The organism is Cellulomonas fimi, from assembly GCF_028583725.1.
In the GTDB taxonomy this organism is placed as follows: Bacteria; Actinomycetota; Actinomycetes; order Actinomycetales; family Cellulomonadaceae; genus Cellulomonas; species Cellulomonas fimi_B.
Genome location: NZ_CP110680.1, coordinates 1,405,917 through 1,424,871, shown reverse-complemented (window position 1 = coordinate 1,424,871; position 18,955 = coordinate 1,405,917). Strand labels below are relative to the sequence as shown.

At 75.8% G+C, this 18,955-nt stretch carries 24 protein-coding genes; 8 read left to right on the top strand and 16 right to left on the bottom strand.

Annotated features, from left to right (window positions below; translation table 11 throughout):
- Complete coding sequence (locus tag OOT42_RS06595) at positions 1 to 699, bottom strand: DUF2510 domain-containing protein (protein WP_273654090.1); 699 nt, start codon at positions 697 to 699, stop codon at positions 1 to 3.
- A gap of 181 nt (positions 700 to 880) precedes the next feature.
- On the opposite strand from OOT42_RS06595, the gene nhaA reads away from it, so the two are divergent.
- Positions 881 to 2,260, top strand: coding sequence for a Na+/H+ antiporter NhaA (gene nhaA, locus OOT42_RS06590; protein ID WP_273654089.1), 1,380 nt, complete (start codon positions 881 to 883; stop codon positions 2,258 to 2,260).
- Positions 2,261 to 2,331: 71 nt separating this feature from the next.
- On the opposite strand, the gene OOT42_RS06585 is transcribed toward nhaA, so the two are convergent.
- The 5 genes from OOT42_RS06585 to OOT42_RS06565 are packed head-to-tail and all read right to left on the bottom strand — an operon-like array spanning position 2,332 to position 6,266.
- Positions 2,332 to 3,165 (bottom strand): SDR family NAD(P)-dependent oxidoreductase, encoded by an 834-nt coding sequence (locus tag OOT42_RS06585; RefSeq protein ID WP_273654088.1) that lies wholly within the window; start codon positions 3,163 to 3,165, stop codon positions 2,332 to 2,334.
- A 49-nt stretch (positions 3,166 to 3,214) separates the two neighbouring features.
- Positions 3,215 to 3,745 (bottom strand): DsbA family protein, encoded by a 531-nt coding sequence (locus OOT42_RS06580; RefSeq protein WP_273654087.1) that lies wholly within the window; start codon positions 3,743 to 3,745, stop codon positions 3,215 to 3,217.
- A 31-nt stretch (positions 3,746 to 3,776) separates the two neighbouring features.
- Positions 3,777 to 4,832, bottom strand: coding sequence for an NAD-dependent epimerase/dehydratase family protein (locus OOT42_RS06575; protein WP_273654086.1), 1,056 nt, complete (start codon positions 4,830 to 4,832; stop codon positions 3,777 to 3,779).
- A 19-nt stretch (positions 4,833 to 4,851) separates the two neighbouring features.
- Positions 4,852 to 6,039 carry a zinc-dependent alcohol dehydrogenase gene (locus OOT42_RS06570; protein ID WP_273654085.1) on the bottom strand — a complete coding sequence of 396 codons (1,188 nt, stop codon included), beginning with the start codon at positions 6,037 to 6,039 and terminating at the stop codon, positions 4,852 to 4,854.
- Positions 6,040 to 6,041: 2 nt separating this feature from the next.
- A complete protein-coding gene (locus tag OOT42_RS06565; RefSeq protein ID WP_124341979.1) occupies positions 6,042 to 6,266 on the bottom strand; it encodes a hypothetical protein in 225 nt (74 codons plus the stop codon).
- 115 nt (positions 6,267 to 6,381) lie between these two features.
- Here OOT42_RS06565 and OOT42_RS06560 point away from each other — a divergent pair, with 115 nt between their 5' ends.
- Genes OOT42_RS06560 through OOT42_RS06545 form a run of 4 tightly spaced genes read left to right on the top strand, consistent with a single transcriptional unit; the run spans position 6,382 to position 8,846 of the window.
- Entirely contained in the window at positions 6,382 to 6,840 is a 459-nt protein-coding gene (locus OOT42_RS06560) for a hypothetical protein (protein WP_273654084.1), read from the top strand.
- Complete coding sequence (locus tag OOT42_RS06555) at positions 6,837 to 8,066, top strand: Nramp family divalent metal transporter (protein ID WP_273654083.1); 1,230 nt, start codon at positions 6,837 to 6,839, stop codon at positions 8,064 to 8,066. Before OOT42_RS06560 ends, OOT42_RS06555 begins: the two co-directional genes overlap by 4 nt.
- Positions 8,063 to 8,503 carry a hypothetical protein gene (locus tag OOT42_RS06550; protein WP_273654082.1) on the top strand — a complete coding sequence of 147 codons (441 nt, stop codon included), beginning with the start codon at positions 8,063 to 8,065 and terminating at the stop codon, positions 8,501 to 8,503. The genes OOT42_RS06555 and OOT42_RS06550 overlap by 4 nt, the downstream gene beginning before the upstream one ends.
- Positions 8,490 to 8,846: a PRC-barrel domain containing protein gene (locus OOT42_RS06545; protein WP_273654081.1), complete on the top strand. Its 357-nt coding sequence runs from the start codon at positions 8,490 to 8,492 to the stop codon at positions 8,844 to 8,846. The genes OOT42_RS06550 and OOT42_RS06545 overlap by 14 nt, the downstream gene beginning before the upstream one ends.
- A gap of 14 nt (positions 8,847 to 8,860) precedes the next feature.
- On the opposite strand, the gene OOT42_RS06540 is transcribed toward OOT42_RS06545, so the two are convergent.
- The 6 genes from OOT42_RS06540 to OOT42_RS06515 form a co-directional block, all read right to left on the bottom strand.
- On the bottom strand, positions 8,861 to 9,223 hold the full coding sequence (locus OOT42_RS06540; protein ID WP_273654080.1) for a DUF86 domain-containing protein: 363 nt from the start codon (positions 9,221 to 9,223) through the stop codon (positions 8,861 to 8,863).
- Positions 9,220 to 9,675 carry an XRE family transcriptional regulator gene (locus OOT42_RS06535; protein WP_273654079.1) on the bottom strand — a complete coding sequence of 152 codons (456 nt, stop codon included), beginning with the start codon at positions 9,673 to 9,675 and terminating at the stop codon, positions 9,220 to 9,222. Before OOT42_RS06535 ends, OOT42_RS06540 begins: the two co-directional genes overlap by 4 nt.
- Positions 9,676 to 9,753: 78 nt before the next feature.
- Positions 9,754 to 10,047, bottom strand: coding sequence for a hypothetical protein (locus OOT42_RS06530; RefSeq protein WP_273654078.1), 294 nt, complete (start codon positions 10,045 to 10,047; stop codon positions 9,754 to 9,756).
- Between the two features lie 36 nt (positions 10,048 to 10,083).
- Positions 10,084 to 10,635, bottom strand: coding sequence for a methylated-DNA--[protein]-cysteine S-methyltransferase (locus OOT42_RS06525; RefSeq protein WP_273654077.1), 552 nt, complete (start codon positions 10,633 to 10,635; stop codon positions 10,084 to 10,086).
- An 86-nt stretch (positions 10,636 to 10,721) separates the two neighbouring features.
- On the bottom strand, positions 10,722 to 11,546 hold the full coding sequence (locus OOT42_RS06520; protein WP_273654076.1) for an ABC transporter permease: 825 nt from the start codon (positions 11,544 to 11,546) through the stop codon (positions 10,722 to 10,724).
- Positions 11,543 to 12,589, bottom strand: coding sequence for an ATP-binding cassette domain-containing protein (locus OOT42_RS06515; RefSeq protein ID WP_273654075.1), 1,047 nt, complete (start codon positions 12,587 to 12,589; stop codon positions 11,543 to 11,545). Before OOT42_RS06515 ends, OOT42_RS06520 begins: the two co-directional genes overlap by 4 nt.
- Positions 12,590 to 12,682: 93 nt before the next feature.
- On the opposite strand from OOT42_RS06515, the gene OOT42_RS06510 reads away from it, so the two are divergent.
- Positions 12,683 to 13,660 (top strand): helix-turn-helix transcriptional regulator, encoded by a 978-nt coding sequence (locus OOT42_RS06510; RefSeq protein WP_273654074.1) that lies wholly within the window; start codon positions 12,683 to 12,685, stop codon positions 13,658 to 13,660.
- A 64-nt stretch (positions 13,661 to 13,724) separates the two neighbouring features.
- On the opposite strand, the gene OOT42_RS06505 is transcribed toward OOT42_RS06510, so the two are convergent.
- Together OOT42_RS06505 and OOT42_RS06500 are read right to left on the bottom strand one after the other, a co-directional pair.
- Complete coding sequence (locus OOT42_RS06505) at positions 13,725 to 14,366, bottom strand: uridine kinase (RefSeq protein ID WP_273654073.1); 642 nt, start codon at positions 14,364 to 14,366, stop codon at positions 13,725 to 13,727.
- Positions 14,363 to 15,781, bottom strand: coding sequence for a mechanosensitive ion channel family protein (locus OOT42_RS06500; protein WP_423775969.1), 1,419 nt, complete (start codon positions 15,779 to 15,781; stop codon positions 14,363 to 14,365). Before OOT42_RS06500 ends, OOT42_RS06505 begins: the two co-directional genes overlap by 4 nt.
- A gap of 416 nt (positions 15,782 to 16,197) precedes the next feature.
- Here OOT42_RS06500 and OOT42_RS06495 point away from each other — a divergent pair, with 416 nt between their 5' ends.
- A complete protein-coding gene (locus tag OOT42_RS06495) occupies positions 16,198 to 17,016 on the top strand; it encodes a DNA-3-methyladenine glycosylase family protein (RefSeq protein ID WP_273654072.1) in 819 nt (272 codons plus the stop codon).
- A 171-nt stretch (positions 17,017 to 17,187) separates the two neighbouring features.
- Complete coding sequence (locus tag OOT42_RS06490; RefSeq protein ID WP_273654071.1) at positions 17,188 to 18,174, top strand: DUF4349 domain-containing protein; 987 nt, start codon at positions 17,188 to 17,190, stop codon at positions 18,172 to 18,174.
- Here OOT42_RS06490 and OOT42_RS06485 read toward each other — a convergent pair.
- Positions 18,147 to 18,518 carry a fluoride efflux transporter FluC gene (locus OOT42_RS06485; RefSeq protein WP_273654070.1) on the bottom strand — a complete coding sequence of 124 codons (372 nt, stop codon included), beginning with the start codon at positions 18,516 to 18,518 and terminating at the stop codon, positions 18,147 to 18,149. The genes OOT42_RS06490 and OOT42_RS06485 overlap by 28 nt on opposite strands.
- Entirely contained in the window at positions 18,515 to 18,928 is a 414-nt protein-coding gene (locus tag OOT42_RS06480; protein ID WP_273654069.1) for a CrcB family protein, read from the bottom strand. Before OOT42_RS06480 ends, OOT42_RS06485 begins: the two co-directional genes overlap by 4 nt.
- Between the last annotated feature and the right edge of the window lie 27 nt (positions 18,929 to 18,955).

Below are 18,955 nucleotides of genomic sequence, written 5' to 3'. Positions count from 1 at the left end.
TCACATCCCGAGGGAGATCTCCAGACCGAGCGCCAGCAGGTAGAGCAGCGCGCCGCCGCCGGCCAGGCACAGGCCGACGACCGAGCGGGCCATCCCGACGGCCGTCGGGTGCCCGTCCCGCTTGATCGCCCGCGCCCGCGCGACGCCCTTCGCACCGACCCAGATCGCGAGCCCCGACGCGACGACGTACGGGGTGAACAGCACGACCACGAGCACGACCAGGCCCGCGACCAGCGCCCACGTCGCGTACTTGTTGGTCGCGTCGACGGGCTGCGCCCACGGCGTGCCGCCCGCCGCGGGGGTGCCGCCCCAGGGGGCCGGGTTCGCGGGGACGCGTCCGAACGCGCCGCCGGGCGCGTAGCCGCCGATCGTCGACGCCGGCGCGTGGCCACCGACGGTCGACGCCGGCGCGTAGCCGCCGACCGTGGACGCGGGTGCGTACGGGGCACCGGTGGACGCGGGCGCGGACCATCGGGACGTCGGCGCACCCCAGCCACCCGACGCGGCGACCTGCGGGACGACCGCCGTGGCGGCCGTCGGCGCGGCGGGGCCGGCGGCCGGGAAGCCGGGCGCGACCGCGGCGGTCGCGGGTCGTGGCTCGACGTGCTCCGTCCAGCGACCGCCGTCCCACCACCGCAGCTGGGCCGCGTCGTGCGGGTCGGGGTACCAGGCGGCGGGCGGGGACGCGGGGGTCGTCATGAAGGGCTCCTCGGCGGCGGGACAGGCGGACCTTAGCGTCGGGGTCGCGACCTCGCGCCGCCGTCGGACGAGGACCATCCGATCGGCCCAACCGCGCGTCCGGGACGGCGGGCCCGGTGCCGGCTGCCCGCGCGACGGCCCCGGATTGCGGTCCGCCGCCCGCACCTGCGACGTTGGGGCGGTGACGGCTCCCCCCACGACGCCCGGGCCGGCGCTGCGCGTCCGCGTCCCGTCCCTCAACCCGTCCGTGCGCCGGTTCCTGTCGACGGAGGCGGGCAGCGCGGTGGCCCTGCTCGCGGCGACCGTCCTCGCGCTGGTCTGGGCGAACAGCGCGTGGGCGGACTCCTACGAGGCGCTGTGGGAGATCACCGCGGGCTTCCACATCGGCTCGATGTCGCTCGACCTCGACCTGCACCACTGGGTCAACGACGCCGCGATGGCCGTGTTCTTCGCGGTGGTCGGGCTGGAGATCTCACGCGAGGCGACGAGCGGCGAGCTGCGGGACCGACGGACGGTCGCTGTGCCGGCCCTCGGCGCGCTGGGCGGCCTGCTGGTGCCGGTCCTCATCTACCTCGCGTTCACGGCGGGGACCGACGCCGCGCACGGGTGGGGCGTCGTCATGTCGACCGACACGGCGTTCCTCGTCGGGGTGCTCGCGCTGTTCGGGCCGCGCTGCCCCGACCGGCTGCGCCTGTTCCTGCTCACGCTCGCGATCGTCGACGACATCGGCGCGATCACCGTGATGGCGGTCTTCTACTCCGACGACGTCGACCTCGCGGCGCTGGGCGTCGCGGCGCTCGTCGTCGTCGGCATGGCCGTGATGCGCTGGCTGCGCGTCTGGCAGCTCACGCCGTACGTGCTCGCCGGCGTCGCGCTCTGGATGGCCGTGCAGGCGTCGGGCGTGCACGCGACGCTCGCGGGCGTGCTGGTCGGTCTGCTCGTCCCGGCGACGGTGCCGCAGCGCGAGCAGGTCGAGGCCGTGCCCGCCTACGCGGGCGACCTCGTCGACGACACGACGGCCGAGCGCGAGCACCTCGCCGAGCTCGCGGCGCGCGCCGCCGTGCCGACGAGCGACCGGCTGCAGCGGATCCTGCACCCGTGGTCGGCGTACGTCGTCGTGCCGCTGTTCGGGCTCGCGAACGCGGGCGTCGTGCTCGACGCGCAGACCCTGGCCGACGCGGCCGGCTCGCGCGTGACGATCGGCGTCGCGGTCGCGCTCGTCGTCGGCAACGCGGTCGGCATCACGGGCGCCTCGACGCTCGCGATCCGTGCCGGGCTCGGCGACCTGCCGGGACGCGTCCGGTACGGGCACCTCCTGGGCGGCGCGGTCCTCGCGGGCATCGGGTTCACGATCTCGCTGTTCATCGCACAGCTCGCGTTCGGCGACGACCCGGACCTGCTGTCGGAGGCGAAGATCGGCATCCTCGCGGGCTCGCTCGTCGCTGCCGTCGCCGGGTCGGTCCTGCTGCGCTGGCTGGGCGAGAGGCTGCCGCTCTGCTCGCCCGCGACCGACGGCCCGCCACCCGCGCTCCCGCCGCTGCCGTGGCGCGCCCCGGAGTGACGCCCGCGCGTGACGGCCGGGAGGTCAGGGCGCACGACCCTCGCGGCCGCTGCCGGGCCACCGCCGACCGGTCAGGCGAGCGGGTCGTCGTCGCCCCACGTCGGCAGGCGCAGCCGTCGCGCGTCCGCCGCGAGCAGCCGGTCGGCCGCCGCGCGCAACGACGCGGGCGTGTCCGCCCCGGCGCGCACGAACCGCCCCGAGAGGTCGTCGAGCTCACCGTCGCCGAACGCGCGCACGAGCTCCGCGACGTCCTCGACCGGCGTCCACTCGGTGCGCCCGTCGTGCGTCGGCATACCGCCCGTCATGTCCGTCGCCACGACGCCCGGCGCGAGGTCGAGCACGCGCAGGCCCTGGTCGCGGTACTGGGCGTCGAGCATCGTCGTCAGCCGCGCGAGCGCGCCCTTGCTGATGTAGTAGCCGGTGTAGGCGCCGCCGGGGTTCACGCCCGCGCCCGAGTTCATGTTGAGCACGCGCCCGCCGCCGCGCGCGAGCATGCCGGGCAGCACCGCGCGGGTCACGAGCAGCGGTCCGCGGACGTTCGTCTCGATCACGCGCCACGTGTCCTCGACGTCGTCGTCGGCGAACGGCACCTCGGCGCGCTCGATCACGCCCGCGTTGTTCACGAGCAGTCCGACCCCGCCGAGGTCCTCGAACGCGGCCTCGACGCGTGCGACGACGTCGAGGACCGTCGTCGCGTCGATCAGGTCCCCCGCGGCGACCGTCACGCGCGCGCCGGTCGCGGCGACCTCCTCCGCGACGTCGTCGAGGTGCGCGCGCGTGCGGCCGACGAGCGCGACGGCCCAGCCGGCCCGGGCGAGGCCGAGCGCGACCCCGCGGCCGATGCCGCGGCCGGCGCCCGTGACGAGGGCGGTGCGCGGGACGGGCGGGGCGGCGTCGGTGGTCACCGGGCCATGCTGCCGCACGGGCCGCTCGCGCGCCGTGCCGACGGGGACGTCAGGCGGTCACGCCGCGGCGTCGTGCGGCCGCGACCACGGCGGCGCGGAGCGTCTCCACGCGGGGCCGGCCGGGCTGCACGACCCCGTCGACGAGGATCGTGGGCGTGCCCCGGACGCCCTGCTCGACGCCCGCGAGGTAGTCGGCCTCGACCGCGGGGGCGAATGCCTGGGCCGGCTCGCCGGCGACGAGGGCCGGGTCGATGCCGAGCTCGTGCGCGTACCGCCGCAGGTCGGGCTCGGCGAGGTGGTCCTGGTGCGCGAGGAGCACCGCCTGCAGGTCCCAGAACCGCCCCACGGTCGCGGCCGCCTCCGACGCGAGCGCGGCCGTCAGCGCATACGGGTGCACCTCGAACAGCGGGAAGTGCCGCCACACGAGGCGGACGAGCCCGTCGGAGGTGTCGACGACCTCGCGCAGCACGGGCGCGGCGGCCCGGCAGTAGGGGCACTCGAGATCGCCGAACTCGAGGATCGTGACGGGGGCGTCGGGGTTGCCGTAGACGTGCCGCTCGGGGGCGAGGTCAGGCGTCATGCCCCGATCCTGCCCGACCGTCGCACGGAGGTCAGCGGCGCCGCGGCAGGCGTCGCGGGAGCAGCGGCGGGCTCGCGGTGCCGGCGCCGTCGACCATGCCCTCGACGACGTCCCGCAGCGCGTCGACGCCGGACCACGTCGCGTGCCAGCCGAGCTCGCGCTCGGCGCGCGACGTGTCGAGCAGCGGCGCGTTGACCGCCATGTCCAGCCAGCCGGGCCCGACGGGGACGACGCGCGCGTGCCACGCGGTGGCGAGCGCGGCCCGCACGACCGGCACCGGCACCTCGCGGACGGGCGTGTCCTCGCCGCCGACGACCCGCGCGACGTCCTGCGCGTGCAGCACGTCCGGCGCCGCGACGTTGAACGCGCCACGCACCTGACGCACCACGGCCTCGCGGTAGGCGGCGGCGACGTCGTCCGCGTGCACGGCCTGCAGGCGCACGCCCGCGGGCCAGGGCAGGAGCGGCACCTTGCCGCCGAGGATCCGCTCGGGCACGAACGGCCCGAGGAACAGGCCGGTGATCTCGTGCCCGGCGGCGCGCTGGAAGATCAGCGCCGGCCGCAGCCGGGCCACCGCGAGGTCGGGGTGGGTCTCCTCGTACTCGTCGAGGAGCCGTTCCTGCGCGGCCTTGTCGACGCTGTACTGCGAGCTGCGCACACCGTCGGTGGCCCAGCCCTCGGACCGCGGCACGTCGTCGGGGGCGGGCGAGTACGCGCCGACCGACGACGCGGCGACGACGTGCGGCACTCCCGCCCGCACGACGGCCTCCAGCACGCGCCGGGTGCCCGTGACGTTGACGTCGGCGAGCCGGCGCCGGTCGTGGCTCGGCTGGATCGCCCATGCGAGGTGCACGACCGCGTCGGCACCCGCGAACGCGCGTGCGAGGTCGGCGACGACCTCCTCGTCCGGCACGCGCGCGCCGATGTCGACCGGCACCCACGACGCGACGTCGTACGGCGGGGGCGGCGTCGTGCGGGGCGTGCGGCGCGCGACGCCGACGACCGAGGTGACGGTCGCGTCGTCGCGCAGCCGCCGCAGGACCGCGGTGCCGACGTTGCCGCTGGCGCCCACCACGACGACCCTCATGCCCCGCCCCCGCTCCGGCTCACGCGCCCGGGTCCAGGACGACCTTGATGCAGCCGTCCTCCTTCTTCTGGAACATCTCGTACGCGCCCGGCGCGTCCTCGAGCGGCACGCGGTGCGTGCGCAGGTCGAGCACGCCGAGCGGGTCCGCCGGGTCCGTGACGAGCGGCAGGATCGTGTCGGTCCACCGGCGCACGTTGGCCTGGCCGAACCGGAACGTGAGCTGCCGGTCGAAGATGTCCATGAGGGGGAACGGGTCGACGGCCCCGCCGTAGACGCCCGACACCGACACGGTCCCGCCGCGCCGCACGCACTCGATCGCGGTACGGAGCGCCGCGAGCCGGTCGACGCCCGCCTTCTCCATGAAGGACCGCGCGACCGCGTCCGGCAGGACGACCGCCGCGCGCTGCGCACCGGCCGCGACCGGGGAGCCGTGCGCCTCCATGCCGACGGCGTCGATCGCGGAGTCCGCACCACGCCCCTCGGTCAGGTCGCGGACCGCCGCGAGCACGTCCTCGCGCGCGTCGACGACCTCGATCCCGTGCCGCCGCGCCATCTCCATGCGCTCCGGGACCAGGTCCACGCCGATCACGCGCGCGGCACCGCGGTGCCGCGCGATCCGGGCGGACATCTGGCCGATCGGGCCGAGACCCACGACGAGCACGCTGCCGCCCGCGGTGACGTCGGCGTACTCGACGGCCTGCCACGCGGTCGGCAGGACGTCGGACAGGTAGAGGTAGCGCTCGTCGGGCTCGCCGTCGTCGGGGACGACAACCGGACCGTAGTGCGCCTGCGGGACGCGCAGGTACTGCGCCTGCCCGCCCGGCACGCTGCCGTAGAGCGACGTGTACCCGAACAGCGCCGCGCCCTTGTCCTGCTCGTGCACCTGCGTCGTCTCGCACTGCGACTGCAGCCCGCGGCGGCACATGAAGCACGTGCCGCACGCGATGCCGAACGGCACCACGACGCGGTCGCCCACGCGCAGGTTCTGCACGCCCGCGCCGACGGCCTCGACCACGCCCATCGCCTCGTGCCCGAGGATGTCGCCCTTGTCGAGGTACGCGCCGAGGAACCCGTACAGGTGCAGGTCGGAGCCGCAGATCGCGGTCGACGTCACGCGGACGATCGCGTCCGTGGGTTCCTGGATCGTCGGGTCGGCCACCGTCTCGACCGACACCTTCTCGCGGGCCTGCCACGTGAGGGCCCGCACGCTCAGCCCTCCCGCGGGTTGAGGTTGGCCGGGTCGGCGTCCGGGTCGTCGTACCCGGTCCCCTCCTCGCCGGACGCGGACGCACCGGTCCGCGGGTTGAGCATCCCGGGGTCGGCGTCCGGGTCGGGCGTCTCGCCCTCGACCGAGCGGGCCGTCGGGGTGCTGGTGTCGTCGGGCGGCAGCGTGCCGTCGTCGGGTGTGGTGGGAGTGTCGTCGGGGGTCGTCATCCCGCCACGGTCACACCGCACCGGCGCGCCCGCATCTCGAGCCGCCCGGCGCCCGCACCCGGCCGCCGCCGCGGCTCCGGGTGCGACACCCGCGACCCGAGGCGACGATGCGTCCATGCAGGTCCCCCGCCGTGCCGGCACGGGCGCGCTGCTCGTCGCCGCCGTCCTCGCCGGCTGCGCCGTCCCCTCGACGCAGGAGCCCGCGGACGACGCCCGGGCGCTCGCCGACGCCCTCGGGCCGGTCACGTCGGCCGTCGAGACGGCGCTCGTCGCGACCGACCTGCTCGACCGTGACCGCGCGACCGCCGCGACCGTCGACACCGCGCTGCTCGACCAGCTGCACGTGCTCCAGGACGCCGCCGACGCGGTCGTGACGCTCGTCCCCGCGCCCGGTCCGGGCGTGCAGCAGCAGGCCGACGCGCTGGCGGCGGTGCGCGACGCGCAGACCGCGGTCGTCGCGGCGCGCGCGTGGGCCACCGGGGCGGGCGGGTCCGTCGACGAGGTGACCGCTGCCCTCGACGAGGCCGTGACGACGGTCGACGACCTCACCACCGCGCTGGAGCAGGCGTCGTGAAGCGGATCCTCGGCGTCGCGCTCGGCATCCTCACCGCGATCGGCGGCTTCCTCGACATCGGCGACCTCGTGACCAACGCGGTCGTCGGGTCGCGGTTCGGGCTCAACCTCGCGTGGGTCGTCGTGGTCGGCGTGATCGGCATCTGCCTGTTCGCGCAGATGTCCGGCCGGGTCGCCGCGGTGTCGGAGCGTGCGACGTTCGAGATCATCCGCGAGCGCCTGGGCCCCCGCACGGCCGGCGCGAACCTCGTCGCGTCGTTCCTCATCAACCTGCTGACGCTCACCGCGGAGGTCGGCGGCATCGCGCTCGCGCTGCAGCTCGCGTCGAGCGTCGAGCCGCGGCTGTGGATCCCCGTCGCGGCCCTCGCCGTCTGGCTCGTCATCTGGCGCGCCAAGTTCTCGGTGCTGGAGAACGTGACCGGTCTGCTGGGGCTCACGCTCGTGGTGTTCGCGGTCGCGCTGTTCCTGCTGGGCCCCGACTGGGGCGAGCTCGCCGACCAGGCGTTCTCCCCGACCGTGCCGGGCGACGAGGGACCGGCGCTCTACTGGTACTACGCGATCGCGCTGTTCGGCGCCGCGATGACCCCGTACGAGGTGTTCTTCTTCTCGTCCGGCGCGCGCGAGGAACGCTGGACCGTCAAGGACGTCGCACAGTCCCGGGTCAACGTGTTCGTCGGCTTCCCGTTCGGCGGGATCCTGTCGATCGCGATCGCCGGGTGCGCGGCCGTGGTGTTCCTGCCGCGGTCCGTCGAGGTGTCGTCGCTCTCGCAGATCGTGCTGCCCGTCGCGCTGGCCGGCGGCAAGCTCGCGCTCGCCGTCGTGATCGTCGGCATCGTCGCCGCGACGTTCGGGGCAGCCCTCGAGACGGGCCTGTCGTCCGGGTACACGCTCGCGCAGTACTTCGGCTGGTCGTGGGGCAAGTACCGCCGCCCGTCGCACGCGGCCCGGTTCCACCTCACGATGATCATCGCGCTGCTCGTCGCCGTCCTGGTCCTCATGACGAGCGTCGACCCGATCCGCGTGACCGAGTTCTCCGTGGTGTTCTCGGCCGTCGCCCTGCCGCTCACGTACCTGCCGATCCTGCTCGTCGCGAACGACCCCGAGTACATGGGGAAGCACGTCAACGGACGGGCCACGAACGCGCTGGCCCTCGTCTACCTCGTCATCATCCTCGCCGCGTCCCTCGCGGCGATCCCGCTGCTCATCGCCACCGGAGGCGGGTCATGAGCCCACGCGTGCGCCGCTCCGCGCTCCCCCACGACCCGTCCGAGACGCTGCCCGTCGAGCCCCGGCCTGCCGGACGCGTCCTCGACGCCCGCCTGCACCTGCTCGACCGGCAGACGCTCGACGTCGACGACCTGCAGGTCGCGACCGTCGACGACCTCGAGCTCGCCCCGCCCCCGGGCACGTCCGAGCCGCTGACCGGCGACGCGCCCGTGCACGTCGTCGCGCTGCTGTCCGGCCCGGTCCTCGCGACCCGCGTCTTCGGCGGCCGGCCGCCCGCGTCCCGGCTGCACCGCATCCTGTGGCGGCACGTCGCCGACGTCGGCACGACCGTCCGGCTCGGCGTCCGCGGCGACGACCTCGACGTCCTGTGGGTCGAGCGGTGGGTCCGCGACCACGTGATCGGGCGCATCCCGGGAGGCCGTCATGCTCCTGAGTGACCTGCTCGACGCCCCCGTCCGTGCGCCGTCGGGTGCGCCGCTCGGCTACGTCGTCGACGTGCGCCTCGTCCTCGACGGTCCGCTCGACGGCGGGCTGCTCGTCCAGCCGCGCGTGCACGGCCTGCTCGTCAGCCCGCGCACCGGCTCGTCGTTCATGGGCTACGAGCGCACCGACGTCCGCTCCCCCGCGGTCCTCGCGCGCTGGCTGCGCTGGCGGCACCGCGGCACGTTCCTCGTGCACTGGGAGCACGTCGCGACCGCCTCCGCGGACGGCGTCGTCCTGGCCGACGGCTACCGCCGCTGGTCCCCGGCCTTCCCGGAGGGCGCGCACCGCCGCACGTGACGCCCCGCCTGCGTTCAGTCCGCGAGGCCCAGGTCGTCGAGCAGTGCGGGGATCCGCGTTCGCAGCGTCTCCCACACGAACTCGTCGTTCACCTTGTCGTAGTGGTGCGCCACCAGGTTGCGCATGCGCTGGACCTTGACCCACTCGACGTCCGGGTGCTCCGCCTTGAAGTCCGCCGGGAGCTTCTCGACGACGGTGGCGACCTCGACGATCTGCGACCGACCCGCGGCACGCAGGATCTGCCCGTCGACGCCGTCGTCGAGGTAAGCGTCGCGCCCCTTCGCGACGATGGCCGCCACGAGGCGTCCCATGCGGACCAGGTCGGCCAGCCGGTGCGCCACTCGATCGGCGGAGGGCTTCGGGTCGTCGCCGCTCACAGCGGGACCGCCTCCCGACGGGCACGGTCCATGACCGGCCCGGTGCCCCTGCCCGAGATGACGTCGACGTGGACGCCCGTGATCTGCTCCAGCTCGTCAACGAGATCTATGACGTCGATCAGGTCGGTCCCCTGCGGGAACGAGATCATGAGGTCGAGGTCCGAACCCGGGACGTCCTCACCCCGCGCCACCGAGCCGAAGACCTGCGGGTCCGTCCCGCGGTGCCGGGCGATCGCCGCTTCGACCGCGCTGCGGTGCGTGCGGAGCGCCTCGGACGGTCGGACGTCGAGCGCCCGCGTGAGCGCTGCCCGGACGGCCGCCGACGGACGACGACGTCCCGACTCGATCGCGGCGATCGTCGGCTGGTGAACCCCTGACGTCGCGGCCAGGTCCCGCTGGCTCATGCCTCGTCGTTCGCGCCTCTCGCGGAGGCGCCCACCGAAGTCGTCCACGGAGACGACGATAACGCGCGCGTTATCACCGGTCGACGCCGGATGTGCCCGGACACGCCCCGGGCGGTCGCCGAGCCGTCAGTCGAGGCCGCGATGCTCGGCCCACCGGGCCGCGGCACGGTCGGCGGCGGTGGCGACGAGGTCGCGGAGCTCGGGGCGGTCCGGGACGCGGAAGGAGACGTACGCGCCGCGACCGCCCGCGACGGGTCGGCCGTAGGCCTTGGCGGCGAGCGTGCCGTCCGGGAGCAGGCGGACGTTGAGCGTCTGGAGGCGGAACTCCTCGCCGCGGCGCTCGTCGGTCCACTGCAGGTGCTCGGGGATCGCGACGTTGATCGCGAGGGCGCTGACGACGACGTCGTCGGGTGCGGTCATGCCCGCCATCCTCGCGCGCCCGGGTCGCCAGGGCGGTCAGAACAGCGTCGCGTCGGCCGGGACCGGCGGGCGCTCGAGGTCGAGCAGGAACCGCTTGCGCTCGACGCCCGCGGCGAAGCCGGTGAGGGTGCCGTTCGCGCCGATCACGCGGTGGCACGGGACGACGACGGCGATGCGGTTGGCGCCGTTCGCGGCGCCGACGGCGCGCGACGAGGTGCGCGGGTCGTAGCCGATGTCGGCGGCGAGCTCGCCGTACGACCACGTCTCGCCGTAGGGGATGCGGAGCAGCCCCTCCCAGACGCGGACCTGGAAGGCCGACCCCTGGAGCGCGACGTCGAGGTCGAACGCGTGCCGCTCGCCGGCGAGGTACTCCGTGAGCTGAGCGCGGGCGACGGTCAGCGCGGTGTCGTCGCGGGGCCCGTGCTCGCCCGGCGCGGTGACGTTGCGCTCGCGCGTCGACGGCAGCAGCAGCCCGGTGAGGACCTCCCCGACGCCGATCAGCGTCACCGGCCCCATGCCGGACTCGACCACCGTGTGCACCGTCGGCCCGTCCGGCCGCTCGACCACCCGCACACCCATGCCGCTCATCCTGCCCGCTCCCTCCGACACCCCCCGCGCGCGACCGCCGCGCGCCCTCCTGACGGGAAGACGCGCGGCGGCGGTGGTGCGTGAGGTCAGTCGGTCGAACGGACGATGGTCCGGACGCCGACGACGAGTCCGACGACGGCCGTCGCCAGCGCGGCGAGCCAGCCCCAACCGACCGCGGTCGCGCCGAGGTCGCCCGCGAACAGCGCGCGCTCGGCGTCGACGACCCAGCGCAGCGGGTTGACCGTCGACGCGGCCCGCATCCACGCCGGTCCGGTCTCGAGCGGCAGGAGCATGCCCGACAGGATGAGCAGCGGGAACAGGAACGTCTGCTGCACGACCCAGAACATCCACTCCTGCTTGCGGACGGCGATCGCGAGCGCGTACGACAGCGAGCCGATGCCGATGCCGAGCACGGCGAGCATGAGGATGCCGAGGACGCCGCCGACCGGGTCGGCGCGGAAGCCGAACGGCAGCATGACGAGCACCACGATCACGGCCTGCGCGGTCAGCGGCACCATCTCCTTGAGGGAGCGGCCGACGAGCTGCGACGAACGGGAGAGCGGGGTGACGAGCATCCGCTCGTGCGCGCCGGTCTGCATCTCCTGCTGCAGGTTCGCGCCGGTCGTCGACGTGCCGAACAGCGTCGTCATGACGAGGATCGCGGGCACGAACCACTGCCACACGTCCGCGCCGGACAGCCCCTGCTCCCCGACGGACCCGACGAGCAGCGGGCCGAACAGGCCGAGGAACACGAGCGGCTGGACGAGGCCGAAGACGACCGAGAACGGCTCCCGGACGACGGGCCGCAGCTCGCGGGTCATGACGAGCCACACGTCGGAGAACCACGACCGACGGACGGCCGGTGCGGCGGTCGGGGTCGTGACGGGCGGGGTCAGCGTCGCGGTGCTCATGCGGCGTCCTTCCGGGTCTGCGGGGCGGTGTCGGTGTCGGCGTCGGCCGGGGCGGCGTCCGGGGGTGCGCCCTCGTCGCGCAGGCTGCGGCCGGTGAGCGCGAGGAACACGTCGTCGAGCGTCGGGCGGACCGCCTGCGCGGACGCGACCGGGACGCCCGCGGCGGACGCGGCGACGACCACGCCCGGGACCGCGGCGGGCGCGTCGGCGACGCGCGCGCTCACGGTGAGCCCGTCGACGGTCACGTCGCGTGCGCCCGGCACGCGGGAGACGAGGTCGGCGAGCCGCGCGGCCGCGTCCGGGTCGGCCGGTCGCCCGCCGTCGCCCGGGACGGCGAGGACGAGGCGGTCGCCCGCGAGCGTGCGCTTGAGGGCGTCCGCGGTGTCGTCCGCGATGACCCGCCCGTGGTCCACGACGACGACCCGCTCGGCCATGGTGTCGGCCTCGTCGAGGTAGTGCGTCGTCAGGACGATCGTCATGTCCCGCTCGGCACGCAGCCGCAGGATGTGGTCCCACAGGTTCGCGCGCGTGTGCGGGTCGAGACCCGTGCTCGGCTCGTCGAGGAACAGCAGCCGGGGTGCGTGCACGAGGCCGAGCGCGACGTCGAGGCGACGGCGCTGCCCGCCCGACAGGTCGGACACCTTGCGGCGCGCGAGCGGGCGCAGGTCGAGCGCGTCGAGCAGGTCGTCGGCGCGGCGGCGGGCCGTGCGGGCGTCGAGCCCGTAGATGCGGCCCTGCGCGACGATCTCGTCGGCGGCGCGCTGCACGTGCCCGGCGCCGTTGCCCTGCCCGACGTAGCCGATGTTGCGGCGGACCGTCGCGGGGTCCGTCGTGATCTCGGCGCCCGCGACGGTCGCGGTGCCTGCGGTCGGGCGGATGAGCGTCGTGAGCATGCGCATGGTGGTCGTCTTGCCGGCGCCGTTCGGGCCGAGCACGGCGACGAGCTCGCCGGGCGCGACGTCGAGGTCGATGCCGCGCACGGCGTGCACGGTCTCGGTGCGGCTGACCACGAAGTCCTTCGTGAGCCCGCGGGTGCGGATCATGGGCCTCTCCCCTGTCGTCCGGATCGGTACGTCACCCATGCTTCCGCTGGTAGCGGTCAGATCCTGTCCGCTACCTCGTGGCAGTCTGGGCAGATGTCGACGCCGTCCGCCCGCCTGCTGTCCCTGCTGTCGCTGCTCCAGTCCCGCCGCGACTGGCCCGGCGACGTCCTCGCCGACCGGCTCGGTGTCAGCCCGCGCACCGTGCGCCGCGACGTCGACCGCCTGCGCGACCTCGGCTACCCCGTGCACGCGACGAAGGGACCCGACGGCGGCTACCGGCTCGACGCCGGCAGCCAGATGCCGCCGCTGCTGCTCGACGACGAGCAGGTGGTCGCGCTCGTCGTCGCGCTGCGTACCGCGTCGACCGGGATCGCGGGCGTCGACGAGGCCGCCCTGCGCGCGCTCACGACGGTCCGGCAGGTCATGCCGGCCCGGCTGCGCGCCGCCGCCGACTCCCTCCAGGTCACGGCGGTCGCCCGTCGGCCGGGCCGCGAGCAGCCGCAGGTCGCGGCCGACGTGCTGCTCGCCGTCGGCACCGCCGTCCGCGCGCGCGAGGTCCTGCGGTTCGACTACGCGAGCGGGTCGGCCGAGGGCGTCGGCCCCGACACGTTCGTGCCGCCGCGCCGGGCCGAGCCGCACCACCTCGTCACGTGGGGCGGTCGCTGGTACCTCGTCGGGTGGGACCTCGACCGCGCCGACTGGCGCACCTACCGCGTCGACCGCATGACGCCGCGCACCCCGACCGGCCCGCGGTTCACGCCTCGCGACCTGCCCGGCGGCGACGTCGCCGCCTACGTCGCGGACAAGTTCGGGCAGGCGGTCCCGTGGCCGTGCGTCGGCGAGGTCGAGCTCGACATGCCCGCCGACGACGTCCGCCGCTGGGCCGGGCGCGGCGCGGTCGTCGAAGACCTCGGCGACGGCAGGACGCGACTGGTCCAGGGCGCGTGGTCGTGGGACGGGCTCGCCGCGATGTCCGCGCTGTTCGGCGTGCCGCTGCGCGTGGTCGGACCGGCCGACCTGCGCGACGCGGTCGTCCGCCTGACCGCCCGGCTCACCGCCGCGGTCGGCTGAGCGGGCGCAGGGCGACGGTCGGGACGCGAGCCACCGGTCGTGCGGGACCCGCGCGGCGCGACCGTCAGGGCGTGCGGTCGACGAGCGCCGGGTGCGCCGGGTCGTCGACCCGCACGACGACGTCCGCGACACCCTCCGGGTCGACCTCCTGCGCGTAGCGGGCGAACGCCGGCAGGACCCACGCGTCCTCCTCCGGCATGCGGCGTGCGAGCGTCGGCGGGCGCACGGCGAGGTGGACCGTGAGGTCGGCCGCGAGCCCGACGCCGAGCAGCAGGTCGCCGTCGAGCACGAGCACGGCACCGTCGGGTGCCTCGCCGTACGGCGCACGCGTCGCACGGTCCGACACCGGGTCCCAGAGGGTCGGCAGGTAGCGGCCCGACGACGCGAACGGCGTCACCACCTCACGGTCGAGGGCGCGCACGTCGAGCCGGTCCTCCAGGTACGCGTCCGGGTCGTGCCGGCCGTGCTCGAGCCGCAGCGACGCGGGCCGCAGGAAGTCCACCGCGCGCACGCGGACGACGGCCCGGCCCGCGGCCCGCAGCGGCGCGACCAGGGCGTCGGCGAGGTCGCCCGGGGCGGTCGGTGGGGCGCCGTCGACGAGCACCACGCGCCGGCCGCCGGCGGGCACTCGCGCGACGACGTGCGCCACGACCGCGTCGTGCGTGACCGGCCGGACGACGACCTGGCCGCCGACCGGCCGCGTCACCCGCGCGCCCCGGGCTCGGCGTCCTCCGCGTGCTGCTCGCGCTCGTCGAACACCTCCTGACCGGGCCCCTGGAAGGACCGGGACCGTTCGAGCGCCTCGATGCTGCCCGTGAACAGTCGGGCGTCCTGTGCCGCGGGGGGCATGAGCAGCGTGTCCTCGACCGTCGCCTCGCGCGCCCGCTCGCGACGCGTGCGCGGGGGCTCGCCGTCCGTCGGGGGCACCGCGTCCGCGGCGTCGCCGTCCGCGGGACTCCCGGCGCCCGTCCGCCCCGCGGCACCCGCGGCCGGCTCGCCGACCGGGCCGCGGGCCTCCCAGCGCGTGCGCGGCAGACCCTGCGGCGCCTCGCGCTGCAGCCACCCGACGAGCCCTTCGCGCACGTAGCACCGCAGGTCGAACAGCGTCGGGGCGTCGCGCGCGCTCGCGAGCACGCGGAGGCGGACCGCCCCGCCCACCGCGTCCGTGACCTGCAGGATGCCGACGCGGCCGTCCCACAGGTCGGTCGCCTCGAGCAGCCGCGTGAGCTCGCCGCGCATCGCCTCGACCGGCACCTCCCAGTCGAGGTCGAGCTCGACGGTGCCGAGCAGGTCGGCCTGCCGTCGGGTCCAGTTCTCGAAGGGCGTGGTCGTGAAGTGCGTCGACGGCAGGATCAGCCGCCGGTCGTCCCACACGTGCACGACGACGTAGGTCAGCGTGATCTCCTCGATGCGCCCCCACTCGCCGTCCACCACGACGACGTCGTCGACCCGGATCGCGTCGGTGAACGCGAGCTGCATGCCCGCGAACAGGTTCGCGAGCGAGCTCTGCGCCGCGAGGCCCGCGACGATCGACAGGAGGCCCGCCGACGCCAGCAGGCTCGCGCCGAACGCCCGAGCCGACGGGAACGTCAGCAGGATCGCGGCGATCGCGCACACCACGAGCACCGCGACCGTGATCCGGCGGAGCAGCTGGACCTGCGTGCGCACGCGCCGGGCGCGGCGGTTGTCCTCGACGTCGATGCGGTACCGGGCGAGCGCCGCGTCCTCGAGCACGAACGCGAGGCTCCCGACCAGCCACGCGACCGAGACGATAAGCAGGATGAGCAGCACGTGCTCGACCGTGACGCGCCACGGCGCCGGGTCCGTGCTGAGCCGCAGCGCGACCCACACGCCGACGACCAGCAGCACCGCGCGCGTCGGGCGGCGCGAGCGCCGCGTCAGGTCGGCCGCGACCGCGGACCGGCGGGCGAGGCGTCGCACCAGGACGCCGACGAGCATCGCGAGGACGTACGCGACGACGACGCCGGCCGCGACGGCGAGCACGGGACCGACGACCCCGCCCACCTCCTCGACGACGGACTCGTCGGGAGCGGGCGTGACCCCGGGCGCGGGGGCGGTCAGGAGCGGGCGGAGGGCCGCGGTGGGCAGGGCGAGCGGCATCCCGCCAGCGTAGGAGGGCGCGCGCGGACGCACCTGCGCAGCGGCCCCGCGCGCACGGGCGAGGCTCGTCGCGGAGTCGCGCGCCGGAGCGTCCCGGACGCGGACAAGCAGGCGCCCCGCCCCCGACGCACGGGGGCGGGGCGCTCGAGAGGCGTCTCGCCGGCACGAGGCGTGGCGCACTCCTGAACCCTGACGGGCGGCCCTGCTCTCGCCTGGGCCCTCGGCACGCGGTCGTGATCCGCAGATGGCCGAACCCCGGCTGCTTCGGAGGATCGGCTGGGTCCATTTGACCACCGCTTGGCGGTTCGCGCACCTCGAACGGGCGTCCAGCACGGCGGGGCGGCGCGTGGGCGTCCACCCCTAGAGTCCGCCCGGTGAGTCCTTTGCCGCCACCGGAACCGCCGAACGCATGGACCGTGCACGTCCCCGTCGATCCCGCTCCCCTGCTCGCGTCGTTACGCGCGCACGCCGTGCCCGGCGTCGAGACGGTCGACGACAGCACCGTGCGGCGCCTCGTGCCCGTCGGCGCGCGGCTCGTGCCCGTGTCCGCCGACCTGCACGACGGGCAGGTCACGGTGCGCGGCGACGCGCCGCCCGACGCGCTCGACGCGGTCGCGCGCCGCTGGTTCGGGCTCGACGACGACCTCGACGCGGTCGTCGACACCCTCGCACCCGACCCGGTCGTGGGCCCGCTCGCCCGCCGACGCCCGCACCTGCGGGTCCTCGGCCACCTCGACGGCTTCGAGGCGACGGTGACGACCGTCCTCGGTCAGCAGGTGTCCCTCGCCGCGGCCCGGACGTTCGGCGGGCGGCTCGCGGCGGCGTGGGGGCGGCCCGGTCCGGACGGCCTGCTCGCGTTCCCCCGCCCGCACGACCTCGCGGACGTCGACCCCGCCGAGATCCAGTCGACCGTGCGGATCACGACCGCCCGGGCACGTTCGGTGCGCGCCGTCGCCGAGGCGTTCGCCGACGGGCTCGACCTGCGCCCGGGTGCGGACCCCGTCGAGTCGCGTCGCCGGCTCCTCGCGCTGCCGGGGGTGGGCCCGTGGACGGTCGAGTACCTCGCGCTGCGGGTCCTCGCGGACCGCGACGCGCTGCCCGCGGGTGACGTCGTCCTGCGGCGCGCGCTCGACGTCGCCTCGACGGCCGCCGTCGAGGCCGCCGGGGCCCGGTGGCGTCCGTGGCGGGCCTACGCGGCGATCCACCTGTGGACGTCGCGCGCCTACGCGCTGTGAGGTCCCCGGGGCCCCGGGCGGCGGCGCGTGTGTCCTCCCCGGCGGTCCTTGCGCCGGTCAGGAGCCCGATCCGGTGACGGCTGCGTCACGATCCGGCCACATCCGCCGCGCCACGTCACGATCGGGACACCCCCGTCCCACTCACCGGCGCGGCGCCCTAGCGTCACGGGCATGACCACGACCGGGCACCGCCGCTCCCCCCGCCGCTGGGCGGTCCTGACCGCCGCGCTCGTCACCGCGGGCGCGCTGCTGACCGCGTGCTCCGCCGGGGGCGACGAGGCGGGCGACCAGGCGGGGGCGCAGTCGCTGGCCGGGTCGTCGGGCGACGAGCAGGCCGTCGCCGAGTCCGATGCCGGCTCACCGGTCGCGAGCGGCGCGGACACCGACGCCGACGCCCGGCAGGTCGTCCAGACGGGGACGCTGCGGCTCACCGTCGAGGACCCGCGACGTGCGGCGGACGCGGTGGTCGACCTCGCCGAGCGGTCAGGGGGCCGCGTCGACTCCCGCTCCGAGCACGCGGCGACCGAGGGCCGCGCGGGCTCGGCCACGCTGACGATCCGCGTCCCGTCCGCGGAGGTGTCGGCGACGGTCGACGCGCTGCGCGACCTCGGTCGGATCGACGAGATCGCCCTCGACGCCCAGGACGTGACGGCGGCTGCCCAGGACCTCGACGCGCGCATCCGTGGGCTCGAGCTCTCCGTCGCGCGGATGTCCGACCTGCTGGCGCGGACCGCGACGACCGAGGACATCGTGGCGGCGGAGAACGCGCTGACCGAGCGGCAGACCCGGCTCGAGGAGCTCCAGGCGCAGCGTGCGCGGCTGGCCGACGCGGTCGCGCTCTCCACGCTCACCGTCGAGCTGTCCGGTCCGGGCGTCGTGCCCGCGGCCTCGCCCGGCCCCACGTCGTTCGTCGGCGGCCTGGCGGTCGGCTGGCAGTCGTTCGTCGTGGCACTCCGCGGAACGCTCGTCGTCCTGGGCGTGCTGCTGCCGTGGCTGGCCTTCGCCGGCGCCGTGACGGCCCTCGTCGTCGCCGCGGTCCGGTGGCGCCGTCGCCGGTCCGCGGGCGGCACACCCGTCGGCGGTCCGGTCCCGGGCAGCGCGGCCGCGGCCCTCGCGGAGAGCGAGCGGGCTCAGACCAGGCCCGACACCACGCCGTAGCCGGCGGCCGCAGCCGCGACGGCCAGGACGAGGGTCAGACCTGCGTTGGCGACCGCGAGCCGGTAGGCACCCGCCTGCGCGAGGCGCACGGTCTCGAGCATCGACGTCGAGAACGTGGTGTATCCGCCGCAGAAGCCGGTCGCCGCGACGAGGTGGACCGTCACCGGCAGCAGCCCCTGCACGTGCGCCGCGGCGAGACCGCCCAGCAACGCCGAGCCGGTCACGTTGACCACGATCGTCGACACCGGCAGGTGCCGCGGCACGCGCGACCTGATCTCCCCGTCCACGAGGAACCGCAGCGCCGCCCCGAGCCCGCCGGCGAGCGCCACGACGAGCGGCGTCATGCGGCGACCTTCGCGTGCCGGCGTGCGCCAACCAGCACACCACCCGTGCAGGCGACGACGCCCAGCACCACGCTGCCGACCGCGTACGCGACGGCCAGCCCGCCGCGCCCGTCCGCGAGCCGGTCCACGACCTCCAGCGCGAACGTCGAGTAGGTGGTGAAGCCCCCGAGGACCCCCGTGCCGAGGCCCAGCCGCGCGACCCGGCGGCGTCCTGCGTCGGGCCCCGACCGCGCGAGCGCCTCCAGCAGCAGCCCGAGCAGGAACGCACCGACGAGGTTCTCGACGAGCGTCGCGACCGGGACGCCGCCGCGGTCGGGCACCGCGTGCGAGAGCCCGTACCGGGCGAGCGTGCCGATCGCACCGCCGACGGCGACGACCACGACGAGCCGGGGGTCGCGGTGGAGGTGCACCCGGTCACCCTACGACCGGCCGCCGGG

What these genes read in the sequence shown, in the direction of transcription:
- OOT42_RS06595 (WP_273654090.1), bottom strand. Translation starts at nt 699, where the DNA reads ATGACGACCCCCGCGTCCCCGCCCGCCGCCTGGTACCCCGACCCGCAC.
- OOT42_RS06580 (WP_273654087.1), bottom strand. Translation starts at nt 3,745, where the DNA reads ATGACGCCTGACCTCGCCCCCGAGCGGCACGTCTACGGCAACCCCGAC.
- OOT42_RS06575 (WP_273654086.1), bottom strand. Translation starts at nt 4,832, where the DNA reads ATGAGGGTCGTCGTGGTGGGCGCCAGCGGCAACGTCGGCACCGCGGTC.
- OOT42_RS06565 (WP_124341979.1), bottom strand. Translation starts at nt 6,266, where the DNA reads ATGACGACCCCCGACGACACTCCCACCACACCCGACGACGGCACGCTG.
- OOT42_RS06560 (WP_273654084.1), top strand. Translation starts at nt 6,382, where the DNA reads ATGCAGGTCCCCCGCCGTGCCGGCACGGGCGCGCTGCTCGTCGCCGCC.
- OOT42_RS06550 (WP_273654082.1), top strand. Translation starts at nt 8,063, where the DNA reads ATGAGCCCACGCGTGCGCCGCTCCGCGCTCCCCCACGACCCGTCCGAG.
- OOT42_RS06545 (WP_273654081.1), top strand. Translation starts at nt 8,490, where the DNA reads ATGCTCCTGAGTGACCTGCTCGACGCCCCCGTCCGTGCGCCGTCGGGT.
- OOT42_RS06530 (WP_273654078.1), bottom strand. Translation starts at nt 10,047, where the DNA reads ATGACCGCACCCGACGACGTCGTCGTCAGCGCCCTCGCGATCAACGTC.
- OOT42_RS06525 (WP_273654077.1), bottom strand. Translation starts at nt 10,635, where the DNA reads ATGAGCGGCATGGGTGTGCGGGTGGTCGAGCGGCCGGACGGGCCGACG.
- OOT42_RS06520 (WP_273654076.1), bottom strand. Translation starts at nt 11,546, where the DNA reads ATGAGCACCGCGACGCTGACCCCGCCCGTCACGACCCCGACCGCCGCA.
- OOT42_RS06515 (WP_273654075.1), bottom strand. Translation starts at nt 12,589, where the DNA reads ATGATCCGCACCCGCGGGCTCACGAAGGACTTCGTGGTCAGCCGCACC.
- OOT42_RS06510 (WP_273654074.1), top strand. Translation starts at nt 12,683, where the DNA reads ATGTCGACGCCGTCCGCCCGCCTGCTGTCCCTGCTGTCGCTGCTCCAG.
- OOT42_RS06500 (WP_423775969.1), bottom strand. Translation starts at nt 15,781, where the DNA reads ATGCCGCTCGCCCTGCCCACCGCGGCCCTCCGCCCGCTCCTGACCGCC.
- OOT42_RS06490 (WP_273654071.1), top strand. Translation starts at nt 17,188, where the DNA reads ATGACCACGACCGGGCACCGCCGCTCCCCCCGCCGCTGGGCGGTCCTG.
- OOT42_RS06485 (WP_273654070.1), bottom strand. Translation starts at nt 18,518, where the DNA reads ATGACGCCGCTCGTCGTGGCGCTCGCCGGCGGGCTCGGGGCGGCGCTG.